Source organism: Vibrio sp. MACH09, from assembly GCF_033238805.1.
Taxonomy (GTDB): Bacteria; Pseudomonadota; Gammaproteobacteria; order Enterobacterales; family Vibrionaceae; genus Vibrio.
In genome coordinates this window covers 197,953-211,928 of sequence record NZ_BSFZ01000001.1, presented here as the reverse complement: position 1 = coordinate 211,928, position 13,976 = coordinate 197,953, and the positions used below count along the sequence as shown (strand labels likewise).

General features: G+C 42.1%; 12 protein-coding genes. 5 read left to right on the top strand and 7 right to left on the bottom strand.

All coding sequences use genetic code 11. The features are described from left to right. Nucleotides 1-32: 32 nt before the first annotated feature. The gene (locus CHJ_RS00930) at nt 33-1,484 is read left to right on the top strand and encodes a dihydrolipoyl dehydrogenase (RefSeq protein ID WP_317916649.1); all 1,452 of its coding nucleotides are present in this window, start codon (nt 33-35) and stop codon (nt 1,482-1,484) included. 126 nt (nt 1,485-1,610) lie between these two features. Then, nucleotides 1,611-2,948: an MATE family efflux transporter gene (locus tag CHJ_RS00925; protein WP_317916648.1), complete on the top strand. Its 1,338-nt coding sequence runs from the start codon at nt 1,611-1,613 to the stop codon at nt 2,946-2,948. A 47-nt stretch (nt 2,949-2,995) separates the two neighbouring features. Here the strand turns inward: CHJ_RS00925 and cysE are convergent, their stop codons facing one another. The 4 genes from cysE to CHJ_RS00905 form a co-directional block, all read right to left on the bottom strand. Next, a complete protein-coding gene (gene cysE / locus CHJ_RS00920) occupies nt 2,996-3,817 on the bottom strand; it encodes a serine O-acetyltransferase (protein ID WP_171755180.1) in 822 nt (273 codons plus the stop codon). Between the two features lie 40 nt (nt 3,818-3,857). Beyond that, the gene (gpsA, locus tag CHJ_RS00915; protein WP_411861530.1) at nt 3,858-4,886 is read right to left on the bottom strand and encodes an NAD(P)H-dependent glycerol-3-phosphate dehydrogenase; all 1,029 of its coding nucleotides are present in this window, start codon (nt 4,884-4,886) and stop codon (nt 3,858-3,860) included. Nucleotides 4,887-4,992: 106 nt separating this feature from the next. Beyond that, complete coding sequence (gene secB, locus CHJ_RS00910; RefSeq protein WP_171755178.1) at nt 4,993-5,457, bottom strand: protein-export chaperone SecB; 465 nt, start codon at nt 5,455-5,457, stop codon at nt 4,993-4,995. A gap of 174 nt (nt 5,458-5,631) precedes the next feature. Beyond that, a complete protein-coding gene (locus tag CHJ_RS00905; protein ID WP_171755177.1) occupies nt 5,632-6,066 on the bottom strand; it encodes a rhodanese-like domain-containing protein in 435 nt (144 codons plus the stop codon). A gap of 593 nt (nt 6,067-6,659) precedes the next feature. Here CHJ_RS00905 and gpmM point away from each other — a divergent pair. Both gpmM and CHJ_RS00895 read left to right on the top strand, forming a co-directional pair. Next, nucleotides 6,660-8,192 carry a 2,3-bisphosphoglycerate-independent phosphoglycerate mutase gene (gene gpmM, locus CHJ_RS00900; RefSeq protein WP_317916647.1) on the top strand — a complete coding sequence of 511 codons (1,533 nt, stop codon included), beginning with the start codon at nt 6,660-6,662 and terminating at the stop codon, nt 8,190-8,192. A 145-nt stretch (nt 8,193-8,337) separates the two neighbouring features. After that, nucleotides 8,338-9,474, top strand: coding sequence for a murein hydrolase activator EnvC (locus CHJ_RS00895; protein WP_317916646.1), 1,137 nt, complete (start codon nt 8,338-8,340; stop codon nt 9,472-9,474). On the opposite strand, the gene CHJ_RS00890 is transcribed toward CHJ_RS00895, so the two are convergent. Both CHJ_RS00890 and CHJ_RS00885 read right to left on the bottom strand, forming a co-directional pair. After that, nucleotides 9,463-10,464 carry a DHH family phosphoesterase gene (locus CHJ_RS00890; protein ID WP_317916645.1) on the bottom strand — a complete coding sequence of 334 codons (1,002 nt, stop codon included), beginning with the start codon at nt 10,462-10,464 and terminating at the stop codon, nt 9,463-9,465. The genes CHJ_RS00895 and CHJ_RS00890 overlap by 12 nt on opposite strands. Nucleotides 10,465-10,489: 25 nt before the next feature. After that, nucleotides 10,490-11,125, bottom strand: coding sequence for a TetR/AcrR family transcriptional regulator (locus CHJ_RS00885; protein WP_171755173.1), 636 nt, complete (start codon nt 11,123-11,125; stop codon nt 10,490-10,492). Nucleotides 11,126-11,316: 191 nt separating this feature from the next. Here CHJ_RS00885 and CHJ_RS00880 point away from each other — a divergent pair, with 191 nt between their 5' ends. Further along, on the top strand, nt 11,317-12,699 hold the full coding sequence (locus tag CHJ_RS00880; RefSeq protein WP_317916644.1) for a phosphomannomutase CpsG: 1,383 nt from the start codon (nt 11,317-11,319) through the stop codon (nt 12,697-12,699). A gap of 91 nt (nt 12,700-12,790) precedes the next feature. Here the strand turns inward: CHJ_RS00880 and CHJ_RS00875 are convergent, their stop codons facing one another. Further along, nucleotides 12,791-13,957 (bottom strand): nucleotide sugar dehydrogenase, encoded by a 1,167-nt coding sequence (locus CHJ_RS00875; protein WP_317916643.1) that lies wholly within the window; start codon nt 13,955-13,957, stop codon nt 12,791-12,793. Nucleotides 13,958-13,976 lie beyond the last annotated feature (19 nt).

Sequence of the window (13,976 nt, the reverse complement as noted above, 5' to 3'; positions counted from 1 at the left end):
TGGCCCCGTTGTATTTAAAAGAGAGTATTGCAATGAAAGAATTACATGTAGACGTAGCGATTATTGGTGGTGGTACTGCCGGACTTGGCGCTTATCGAGCCGCTAAAGCTCATAGCGATAGTGTTGTGATGATTGAAGGAGGCCCATTTGGCACGACCTGTGCGAGAGTTGGTTGCATGCCTTCTAAATTGCTTATTGCAGCAGCAGAAAGTGTACACCAAATTGAGAAAGCTCCTGGTTTTGGTATTCATCCTCAAGGAGAAGTAGTCATCAACGGCCAAGAAGTCATGGCACGAATCAAAAGTGAACGAGATCGCTTTGTTGGCTTCGTACTTGAAGGCGTTGATGAAATTGCTGCAGAAGACAAGATCATTGGCTACGCGAAGTTCATTGATGACCATACTCTTATGGTAGACGATCACACGACTATACAAGCCAAACGCATTGTTATTGCAACGGGCTCTCGTCCAGCTTACCCAGCGGTTTGGAATGAGTTAGGCGATCGATTAATTATTAATGATGATGTTTTTGAGTGGGATGACCTACCAGAATCAGTTGCGGTATTTGGCCCCGGTGTCATTGGTTTAGAATTAGGCCAAGCACTTCATCGTTTAGGTGTAAAAGTGAAACTATTCGGTGTCGGTGGCCAAGTGGGTCCTTTAACAGACCGCGACATTATGAATTACGCAGAAAAAACCTTTAGCGATGAGTTTCATCTTGATGCCGATGTAAAAGTTGAGAGCATGAAACGAGTTGGCGATAAAGTAGAGATTCTCTTTATCAATAAACAAGGTGAGCAAGAATCATTCATAACTGATTATGTTTTGGCAGCTACGGGTCGACGTCCAAACACTGACAAGCTCGATATAGAAAACACATCTATAGCACTTGATGAAAGAGGCGTTCCAACAGCAGATCACTTTACTCTGCAAACATCCGTCAGTTCGATTTTTATTGCAGGAGATGCCAGCAACCAAATCCCACTGCTGCACGAAGCTGCAGACCAAGGAAGAATTGCTGGAGATAATGCCGGTCGCTATCCTGATATTCGAGCAGGATTACGACGTTCAACTATCTCTGCAGTATTTTCCGACCCACAAATCGCTATGGTTGGAGAAACCCACAAACAGATCACTCAAAGGTTAGGAAACTGTGGTTGTTTTGAAGTTGGAGAAGTCTCATTTGAGGGACAAGGCCGCTCTAGAGTAATGTTAAGAAACAAAGGTCTATTGCATGTTTATGGCGAACAAGGAACCGGACGTTTCTTAGGGGCAGAAATGATTGGTCCTAATGCAGAACATCTAGCACATTTACTGGCTTGGGCACACCAAAATCAGATGACGATTAGTGACATGCTAGATATGCCATTTTATCATCCGGTGATTGAAGAGGGGGTTCGTACCGCACTGCGTGACTTAAACGCTAAACTGCACCTTGGCCCTGAAATGATCAAACACTGTTTAGATTGTGGCCCCGGCTGTTAATAGAAATCTCATACATTACCATCCACTAAATTGAGGAGATCGCTATCTCCTCAATTTTTATTTTTCATTCTTAACTCTGCCAAGATCAGGTATCCTAACCAACCAGATATTAAAGACATAGATGCGATGCAAGATAAGCACGGCCTGCTAACGGGTCATATCCCTCAAGTTTTACGTAACATGACCATTCCAATGGTATTTGGCATGGTCGCAATACTTATGTTTAACCTGGTGGATACTTTTTTTGTCTCACTTCTTGGTACCGATGCACTTGCTGCCATCAGCTTCACTTTTCCTGTTACATATGCGGTAAATTGTATCACTATGGGCATAGGCATTGGTCTTTCAACCTGTATTGCTCGCCTTCTAGGGCAACGTAACACCCAACACGCTGCGCATTTTACTACTCATGGATTACTGCTCGCGATATTACTGATTAGCGCAACGTCATTTGTTGGCCTATTTACAATAGAACCACTTTTCTCAACGCTAGGAGCAGAAGCAAAACTGCTCCCTCTTATTCATGACTACATGTTTATTTGGTACCTGACTATCCCGCTACTTGTTATCCCAATGGCCGGAAATAGTGCCATTCGTGCAACGGGAGATACCAAAACACCCGCCAAGATCATGATGTTTGCAGGCTTGGTTAACGGAGCTTTAGACCCTCTACTGATTTTCGGCTTAGGGCCTTTTCCTGAATTAGGAATAAAAGGAGCGGCCATTGCCAGCGGGTTAAGTTGGTTAGCAGCTTTATGTTGCTCTTTGTACCTGCTGATCAAACGCGAAAGACTGCTCGGTTGGCCTGATTTATCCACTCTACTTCCCGATTGGAAGCAGGTTTTAAAAATTGGCACCCCTGCCGGATTCTCTAATGCTATGAATCCACTATCTGGCGCTGTATTGATGATGATTTTGGCCTCACATGGTACGACAGCAGTGGCTGCATATGGTGCAGCTCAACGAATAGAGTCTCTTTTGCTGTTGGTTGTTATGTCCTTAACGTCCGCATTAACGCCATTTATGGCTCAAAATCTTGGTGCAGAAAACCCAGAGCGAAGCTTCAAGGCACTCTTTCTATCGATGCGATTTTCGGTAGTATTTCAGTTAATCATATTCGCCATGATGGTGCCGTTAAGTATTCCCATCGCCGCACTATTTGGTCAGGAACAGTCGGTAAATGATCTCATTTGGCTTTACCTAATTATCGTGCCCTTTAGTTATGGTTTTCAGGGCATCATAATGCTACTCGTGAGCAGCCTTAACGCAATGCATAAACCCGTCACCGCTTTTTACTGGAACTTTATGCGGCTATTTGTATATACGCTTCCACTCGCTTGGTTAGGAAGTTGGCTATACGGTATTGAAGGGCTTTTTGCGGGTATTACTATGGGGAATATTGTCGGTGGTGTGATGGGGTATCTATACGCGTTAAAACTTAGAAAAGAAGCATTAGTAAATTAATCCCCAAATGCTTACACAAACAGTTTGGGGAATCTTATTACTGTTGGTTAAATACCACCACCATCAACATACGCATCTGATTTGCCATTAAAGGCTTGATCCATATCTTCTGACGGTTTATCTGTTTTTGGTACGCCTACAATTTTAGCAGGGACACCCGCAACCGTGGTATGTTCTGGTACCGCTTGCAATACCACTGAGCCTGAGCCAATTTTCGCTCCCACACCAACTTCGATGTTACCCAGTATTTTCGAACCCGCGCCGATCATCACCCCTTCTCTGATCTTAGGATGTCGATCACCGCCTTCTTTACCTGTACCGCCCAAAGTTACATTCTGTAGAATAGAAACATCGTCTTCCACTACAGCAGTTTCACCAATAACAATACCTGTCGCATGATCGAGCATAATCCCCCGGCCTATTCGAGCGGCTGGATGAGCATCAACCTGACACGCTACCGAAATCTGGTTTTGCAGATAAGTCGCCAATGCGTAGCGACCCTGTTTCCAGAGCGAGTTTGCCACGCGGTAGCCTTGAAGTGCATGAAAACCTTTTAGATACAGTAACGGTGTCGAATAGAGTGAAACCGCAGGATCTCGACTCACTGTCGCGCAGATATCACACGCCGCTGATTCTGTAATGTCTGAATCTGCGTCAAAGGCGGCTTCAACCACTTCTCGTACTGCCATGGCAGGCATAGATGCGGTTTTAAGCTTATTCGCTAGAATATAGCTTAGTGATGCCGCCAAGCTATCATGATTAATGATGGTAGCGTGATAAAAGCTGGCCAGCATGGGTTCTTGCTCTGACTGCTCTCGTGCTTCTTCTATGATCGTCTGCCACACATTACACGGCTTACAATGTTTCATTTAATACAAATCCCTATCTAACTTGAAACGAGTGTTGTACTCACCCTTCCGCTTTTTTATCTCTCGCTAACAAACTCTGTGCCGCGAGACGAGCATCTTTTTGTTGATAAAGCACTTGATAGATCTGCTCAACAATGGGCATCTCAACCCCTACTCGTTTAGCCAATAACCACACTTCTTTGGTATTGCGATAACCTTCCACAACTTGACCAATTTCAGTTTGAGCACTGTCAACATCTTTGCCTTCACCTAATGCTAGACCAAAACGTCGATTTCGCGATTGGTTATCAGTACAGGTAAGAACTAAATCACCCAAGCCAGCCATGCCCATAAAGGTTTCTTGCTGAGCGCCAAGAGCGATGCCCAATCGTGTCATCTCAGCAAGGCCACGAGTAATCAACGCGGTACGAGCATTAGCACCAAAACCAATACCATCTGACATACCTGCGCCAATAGCAATCACATTTTTTACCGCGCCACCAAGTTGCATGCCGGTAAAGTCGCTATTTGCGTATACTCGAAACGTCTTACTGCAGTGTATCTTCTCCTGCAGATCTTCAACAAATTCTTGGTCAGGTGAAGCAACAGAAATGGCCGTTGGCATTCCAGATGCCAGTTCTTTAGCAAATGTCGGCCCAGAAATCACCGCAAGAGAGTTATTGTTGCCTATCACTTCATGAGCCACTTCTTCGAGTAGACGTCCGGTTTCAGGCTCTAATCCTTTCGTCGCCCAGCAGATACGAGTCTCTTCGGTAAGGAAAGGTGCAATACTTTTTAGTACCACAGCAAACACATGGCTGGGCACCACGACTAGTAAATCTCGACAAGCTTGAACGGCTTTTTCTAAATCTGATTCAATTATCAAGCTTTCAGGAAATTCAATGCCCGGTAAAAACTCATTGTTGCTACGATCCGCTTCTAGACGCTGCATATGGTCGACTTCATGTCCCCACAAAACAACATTAGCCCCATTTCGAGCAAGTGCTATAGCTAACGCTGTTCCATAAGAACCAGCACCAATAACCGTCATTGCGATCTCTTTTCCATAGGCGTTTTGCAAACTAGTCATACTCATATCCGGTAGATAAAAAAAGTGCACATTACAAATCAGTTCTGTGCACTTTATCAATTGCTTCTGTTTTCTTAAAGCCTTGCGGCATTAGAACTGACGTAAATTATGCGTCAGTTTCTTCTTGCTGTGCTTGGTTTTGAAGGTAGTTCATAAACAGAGCATCAAAGTTCACTGGCGCTAGGTTTAGTTGAGGGAAAGTACCTTTAACCACTAGGCTTGAAATAGTTTCACGTGCGTACGGGAACAAGATGTTTGGACAGAATGCACCTAGGCAATGAGCAAGTTGACCGGCTTCCATCTGTTCAGCAGTGAAGATACCACCTTGCTGAACTTCACAAAGAAACGCTGTATCTTCTGCATTCTTAACCGTAACAGTCAAGCGAAGAACCACTTCATAAACACCTTCGCCTAGTTCACGACTTTGAGTATCAAGATCCAACTTAACATCAGGGTTCCACTCTTTTTGGAACATGTCTGGTGAGTTTGGAGCTTCAAACGATACATCTTTTAGAAAAATACGTTGGATTGTAAAGTTCTGTTGGTTGTCTTGTGGTGCTGCTTCAGCCATTTTAAAATTCCTTAAATTGTAAATCTGTTGATTATCGTGGCGCTGAACTGAATGTACCTATTAAATAGCCAGTACAGTTAAATCTATCTGCTCTATTTCTATTCAATCAATGAACACTATTCAGTAGCTTGACACTATTTAGTCGCTCAGCACGACTCAGCGCAGATGAATTTGTTATTTTTTACCACGAATAAGTGGCATTTTTGCCTCGCTCCAAGAAACAAGACCGCCTTTCAAAACAAATACCTGTTCATATCCTGCTTTGGCTAGCAAATTGGCACTCTCTTGAGCGGTAGTGCCTGTTTTACATATCACAGTTATTGGGCTTGCTTTGTATTTTTCAAGGCTTGGAACAGAGCCTGATTTAATGTCAGATGGCAAAACGTGAACTGAGCCAGTAATGTGGCCTTGTTTAAACTCATCTTTAGTTCGAATATCAACCACAACACCTTCATCTTTATTAATGAACTGTGTTAGCTCCGCAGGGGAAACTTCTTTATAAGCGGCAGTCGCTGACTTAATAAAGCTCATAACAATAGCAACAACCAAACCGGCCCAAACTAAAGCTAAGATCATGTTGTTCTGGATAAAATCTATGTATTCCTGCATGTTTTGCACTCTTGCAATATTTATATACCCACAGTGTTAAAGTTATTACCAGTCACAGACAAACACCTTCTTAACAGTAACAAAATTCTTGTCATTACTAAGGGGCGTCTATACCACTTCTAGTGTGTTCACTTCAAATTCACAGGGTATAGCGATAAAAATTAAAGCGTGAGTATAACCTTGTGAGGTAGAAAATTCGACATTGAGAACAGAAATAAAGCGGGATTGCTTCATAAATTCTACCTAGGTCATCTATGCAATAACTGAAACCCCAATACTTTGTCACTTCTTTCTCGACTGTTCGAAGCAAATCGCAACTTGCTTATTGAGAATTATTCGCAATAATATCTAGATAAGAAAAAAGATGGTTGCGTTATTCAACGACGTCATATCAAAGGTTTAAAAATGAGTTCACCCGCCATCGAGAGTCTTAGATAGCCGTTCCTTGCAGTATATGAGTAACGCCTTTTGAAAATTAGTAACAACAGATAGCCACTATTATTTGATCTAAGGCTACAGTTTTGTGCTAAAAATGTAGTAAAGTTACGTTAGTTTAATTTTTAAATTACTTTAAATTTAATGAGGTCATATCTATGTCTGCTAAGAAGCCAATGGCTCTAGTGATTCTTGACGGTTGGGGATATCGTGAAGACAACGCAAGCAACGCAATCAATAACGCAAAAACACCGGTAATGGATGCATTATTTGCCAATCAACCAAATACGCTTATCTCTGCGTCTGGTCTGGATGTTGGTTTGCCAGATGGGCAAATGGGTAACTCTGAGGTAGGCCACACCAATATTGGTGCTGGACGTGTTGTTTATCAAGATCTAACTCGTATTACCAAATCTATTGCTGATGGCGAGTTCGAGCAGAATGAAACCTTAGTCAATGCCATTGATAAAGCCGTAAAAGCAGAAAAAGCCGTTCATATCATGGGACTAATGTCTCCTGGCGGTGTACATAGCCACGAAGACCACATTTATGCCGCCATTGAGATGGCAGCAAATCGCGGTGCAGAAAAAATCTATCTTCACTGTTTCCTTGATGGACGTGATACTCCCCCTCGCAGTGCAGAAGGCTCGCTGACTCGCTTTACCAAGCTTTTTGACACATTAGGTAAAGGTCGCATAGCCTCGCTTGTTGGCCGTTACTATGCGATGGATCGAGACAATAACTGGGATCGCGTTGAAAAAGCGTACGATCTTTTAACTCAAGCTAACGCTGATTTTACCTATGACTCAGCTGTAGCAGGCTTAGAAGCCGCTTACGCACGCGATGAAAACGATGAGTTTGTTAAACCAACCGTACTGCAAACCGCGGATCAAGAGTCTGCAGCAATTGTAGACGGTGATGCGGTTATCTTTATGAACTATCGAGCTGACCGTGCTCGTGAGATCACTCGCGCATTTGTTCCTGAATTTGATGGTTTTAAGCGCACTCTCTTCCCAAGCATCGATTTTGTTATGCTGACACAGTACGCAGCAAACATTCCTCTGCTTTGTGCATTCCCACCAGCATCGTTAGAAAATACCTACGGTGAGTGGCTATCTAAAGCGGGAAAAACACAACTTCGTATCTCCGAAACAGAGAAATACGCGCATGTTACTTTCTTCTTCAACGGTGGTGTCGAAACCGAATTTGCAGGAGAAGAGCGTAGCCTAGTTGCTTCACCAAAAGTTGCAACTTACGACCTTCAGCCTGAGATGAGCTCAGAAGAGCTGACTGAAAAACTGGTTGCAGCTATCAAGTCAGGCAAATACGACACCATTATTTGTAACTACCCGAACCCTGATATGGTTGGCCATACTGGTGTTTATGAAGCAGCAGAACAAGCCATTGAAGCCATTGATGCTTGTGTAGCAAAAGTTGTTGATGCGATCAATGAAGTGGATGGTCAACTGCTGATCACTGCCGATCACGGTAATGCTGAAATGATGGTCGACCCTGAGACGGGCGGAACACATACGGCGCATACTAACTTGCCAGTACCACTTATTTACGTGGGCAGTAAAGATGTTGAGTTTAAGTCTGGTGGTAAATTATCTGACTTAGCCCCAACAATGCTAAGCTTAACCGCGATGGATATCCCGACAGAAATGACGGGCGAAGTACTGGTTAAATAATACTTCTGTCCTTGTATCGCAAAATTTGGGCCTGACTCTACATTAATCTAGAGCAGGCCCAATTTTATAGCCAAATACTTTTGGGTCTACGCCTTTCTTATTGTAATCTATCGGTTCACTTTCCATTTTGCTGATATTCTTAAATATGACTTTGCGTACTTCTCACAATTTCCTCCAGATCTGTATCGCAACTTCCGTCCTATTGACGAGCCTCTCTGTTAGCATTTCAAGCTATGCCAATCAGGATGAACTTAAAGGGGTGAAAAGTGAAATTTCTCGCCAACAAACGTCCGTATCCAAACAGCAAAAAGAGCTCAATACATTACAGCAATCATTAAAAAAGCAAGAGCTGTCTATTTCATCCCTTGGACGGGAAATTAAACAAACACAAAGTAAATTACAAAGTGCCAACAAAAACCTTGCTCAATTCAATCAACAAAAATCGTCCCTAGAGCAGAAAAAGCAACAGCAAGAGCAAACATTAGCAGAGCTCATCAAAACCTATTACATCATCAAGCAAAATAACGATATCAATAGCCTGATGAATCACCAACAAACTGAAGAACAAGATAGAATCAGTCAATACTTTCAGCACTTGGCAAAAGCAAGAGCTGAAGCCATCCGACAACTTGATGCCACCAGCAAACAGTTAAACGAAAAAAACCAACAGCTCTTACAAAAGCAGCAGCAGATTAAAAACCTGTTAACCCAACAGACGCAAAAGCGAGACCAGCTTGCTCGTTCACAGAAACAGCGTAAGGGCACAGTAAGCAAGATCCAGAACAATATCTCGAGTGACAAACATTATTTAGCGGAACTTCAACGCAATGAGATACGATTAAAATCAGAAATAGCAAAAGCCGCCAAGCGTAATACCATCCCAATGGATGGGCTGACAAAACAGAGAGGTAAACTACCATGGCCTCTTCACGGTAAAGTTCTTCATAATTACGGTACCAGGCAGAGTGGCCAAGTTAACTGGAAAGGAATGGTCATCAATGCCAATTATGAACAACCTGTAAAAGCGGTTTATTCTGGTACTGTGGTATTTGCCGATTACTTAAGAGGCTACGGCCTTGTTGTTTTGCTTGATCACGGCAAAGGCGATATGACTCTATACGGCTTTAATCAGACCTTGTTGAAAGGCGAAGGGGACAAAATTAAAGCCGGAGAAGTGATTGCTTTAGCTGGAGATACGGGAGGCCAATCTCAATCGTCGCTCTACTTTGAGATACGACGAAATAGTAAAACACAAAACCCGAAAAGCTGGTTAACTCGTTAATTTGCCCCATTTGGCTTCAATTGCATTGATAAGCTTCTCAACCTCACTTTTTGCTAACACATTGATGCCGGCGGCGGCTTCTCTTCCTCCTCCGCTCACGAACTGACTGCACACTTCACTCGCACCATACTTGTTGTTAAGCGGCGCACGTAACGATACCGTATAACTGCTGTCTTCATTTTCCGTTAACACCGCATGCGCCTGCTCTGAGCTCTCATTGGCGAGCATATTGCCAAACACACCACTTATTCGCCTTGAAGCAACACCTTGCTTTAATTTATATAATCGCAGACAGTGGCTTTGATAACTTGGTTGAGGAGTAAACTCTTTTCCTGAGAATGCATTGTCGGTCATCAACGCTTGTCTCATATCTTGCTGAAACGCTTGTTTTAGCTTGTGATATGGTGAGTTTTTGTCTGTTATCGCTTGAAAAGGAGAACGGTATTGTTTTAATTGTGAATATAAATCGGCAGGATGATAATGAAGCTCTTCTATATTGGCACCATAACCGTTGTAGTTAATGAGAGTTCCCAACTCTTTAAGCTGTTCACTCTCTTCTCTCGATAAACCGGATGAACCTGATAAAGCATCCGCTTTTGTTATCATATTATCGCCATAAGCAGCAGTAATTGCCCACAAGCGGTATTGGCCAGCCAGCAGGTGATCAATGATCAATGCCGTACACGTATCAGCATTCAAATCGATATGCGCATTCAGGTTTTTGTATTTCGGAATTTCTCCCGATTGATGATGATCGGCATAAAAAACATCAGCACCACCATCTAATACTTTCTCTAAAGCGACACTATTTTTCGCCATTGAAATATCAAGAATGGTAAGAGAGTCAGCTTTATCTAATGGAACTTGCTTAACCAACTCAATATCTCTTTTAATTCCAGTAATCAAAATCGATTCTATGGGGTTGGCAAGCCTAAGTTGAAGCAGCGAGATGATGCCATCGGCATCACCATTAAAAATGTCATAGTGCATAATAGGGTATTAAAACAGCTCCATGTTAAGCGTTCATCGCTTTAATTCCATCTTCTAACAACTGAATTTGTTCTCTACCCATTGCTGTGGTGTGTGGTTTTACAATGGATATCATCTGTAATACACCCTGATGGATGATGCTCTCTGTAATATCTGTTTTTACCGACATAGCAGACTGATAACCAAGCCAACTAGAAGCCACCAAATGCAAACATGTTACTAGAGGTTTCACTTCACTCTGTTCTACATTAAGCAATTTCAGATCGATAAAAGAGCTAAATATCCGATTCAAGTTAGTTTGCAGTTTATCTTGAACCGCAAGATAGCGATCATGCAAAATTTCATCTCGTTGCAGAATTTCTGGCAAATTGGCGTAAAAAAAACGGTATTTCCACATAAGAGTAAAGATCGAATCTAAATACCGTCTTAATAAAACTAAACTCTCTTCATGAGTCTCTACTGGCGCGAACCGTTCTAAAAGCTCTTTGGAGTAACAATCAAAGATGTCTCTAACAATCTCTTGTTTATTGCGAAAATGGTAATAGAGATTACCAGGACTAATTTCAATATAAGCGGCAATATGGTTAGTGGTTATGTTTCGCTCGCCTTGCTCATTGAATAGCTCAAGGGCAGAAGACACAATTCTTTCTCTGGTTTTCATTATTGTTATTCCATCGTTCTCATTACAGCAAGTATAAGCGCAAAATATTGATTCTTAAAACCTCTCAATAAGGAAAGTCGTTTTCATCCGCATTAAGCTCCGTTTTTAAAACGAGATCAAAATGGTCGAATTAGCATTATGGTTAAAGTATAATTTACCAAAACCGGTTTTGGTTGTTTGGAGATATTTCGATGAAAACACTTACTTGCTTTAAATCTTATGATATTCGCGGAGAGCTTGGCTCTGAACTAGACAATGATATTGCTTACCGTATAGGCAGAGCATTTGGTCAATATATTCAGCCTAAGACAGTGGTGGTTGGGGGCGATATTAGACTTACCTCCGAAGAGCTTAAAATGGCAGTAGCAGAAGGCCTTATGGATTCTGGTGTTGATGTCATCGATATCGGAATGACTGGCACAGAAGAGATCTATTTTGCCACCAAGTATCTTAAAGTCGATGGAGGCATAGAAGTCACTGCCAGCCACAATCCCAAAAATTATAATGGCATGAAGTTAGTACGCGAAGATGCCAAGCCAATAAGTGGCGATACCGGTTTAAAAAAGATTCAACGTTTAGCGGAATTAAATGAGTTTACCGATATAAAGCAACGTGGCCGTTATACCCAACAATCGAACTTAAACGCTTACGTTGAGCACCTATTGAGCTATATTCAAGCCGATAACATTGCGCCACTTAAACTGGTGGTCAATGCTGGCAATGGCGCCGCTGGACACGTTATAGACGCGATAGAAAAGCAGTTTATCCAACACAGTATTCCTGTTGAATTTATTAAAGTTCATCACTTACCAGATGGCAACTTCCCCAATGGAATACCCAACCCACTGCTTCCAGAGTACCGCAAAGATACCTCCGATGCTGTAATCAAATCGGCAGCCGATATGGGTATTGCTTGGGATGGCGATTTTGACCGCTGCTTCCTGTTTGACGAAAAAGGCAACTTTGTTGAGGGTTACTACATTGTTGGCTTATTAGCGGAAGCTTTTTTACAGAAAAACCAAGGGGCAAAGATCATCCATGATCCTCGTTTAAGCTGGAACACGATTGATCTTGTGGAGAAAAATGGTGGTGAAGCCATTATGTCCAAAACTGGGCACGCTTTTATTAAAGAGCGTATGCGTAAAGAGGACGCCGTTTATGGTGGAGAGATGAGTGCCCATCACTATTTCAAAGATTTTGCCTACTGCGATTCCGGCATGATCCCGTGGTTATTGGTGGCGGAGTTATTATCTATAAAGAAAACTAGCCTATCAACGATGCTAAAACAGCGCATTGAATGCTACCCCTCTTCAGGAGAGATCAACTCCGTATTACAAAATCCATCCGATGCAATTGAAAAAGTCCGTCATCACTACCAACAAGTTGCTATCGCTATTGATGAAACTGACGGAATAAGCATGGCCTTTTCAGGCAATGAGGGAGAGTGGCGTTTTAACTTACGTAGCTCTAATACAGAACCAGTTGTTCGGCTCAATGTGGAATCTAAAGGTAATAAACTGCTGATGGAGCAGAAAACGGCTGAGGTTTTGGCTATGTTGCGCAGTGAAGTGTAGTAACAACTATGACTTAGTCTAAAACATAAAAAAAAGAGGTCTTTCTAAATAGAAAAGGCCTCTCTCAATAATTCGTATATCTAACTAATAATCAGTCAGAACCAAATAGATCACGCGTATATACTTTATCTTCAACGTCCCGGATTTCATCCACCATCCGGTTAGAAACAATAACATCTGACATAGTCTTAAACTCAGCTAAGTCACTAATTACTTTAGAATGAAAAAAGTGCAGGTCTTGAAGTACCGGTTCATACACCACCACTTCAATACCCTTCGCTTTCAATCTTTTCATGATTCCTTGGATAGAAGAGGCTCTAAAATTATCAGAACCTGATTTCATAATTAAACGATAGACACCTACAACTTTAGGCTGGCGTTTAATTATCGAATCGGCAATAAAGTCTTTACGTGTTCTGTTGGCATCAACTATCGCACCAATAATATTGTTAGGCACTTCTTGATAGTTAGCTAACAACTGTTTGGTATCTTTCGGTAAACAGTAGCCACCATAACCAAATGATGGGTTGTTGTAATGCCCACCAATTCTAGGATCTAAACCAACACCCTCGATGATTTGACGAGAGTCTAAACCGTGAGCTTCAGCATAAGAGTCCAGCTCATTAAAATACGCCACTCGCATTGCCAGATAGGTATTCGAGAACAGCTTCACAGCCTCAGCTTCTGTTGAGTCAGTAAATAAAACGTCAATATCTGTCTTCTCAGCACCTTCAACAAGAAGATCGGCAAACACTTGAGCTCTTTCACTTCGTTCACCTACAATAATTCGAGAGGGATGTAGATTATCGTATAACGCTTGTCCTTCACGAAGAAACTCCGGAGAAAAAATTAAATTATGGCAGTTTAAATCCTGTTTAATACGCTCTGTGTAGCCTACGGGTACTGTCGATTTTATCACCATCACAGCATCAGGATTGAACTCAAGCACATCTTTAATCACTGACTCTACCGATGAAGTATTGAAGTAATTAGTCTCTGGGTCATAGTCCGTGGGAGTAGCAATGACTACATAATCAGCGTTTTCATAAGCCAACTCTTTATCTAACGTCGCTGTAAAGTTTAGCTCTTTTTGAGTTAGAAATGCTTCAATTTCAGCATCGACTATTGGGGATTTATTATTGTTTAGCTGTTTTACTTTTTCCTCAATAATATCAATGGCAACAACTTCATGGTTCTGTGCCAATAACATTGCGTTAGACAGACCTACATAGCCTGTACCTGCGATTGCGATTTTCATATTTAATCCAAAGAAGTTC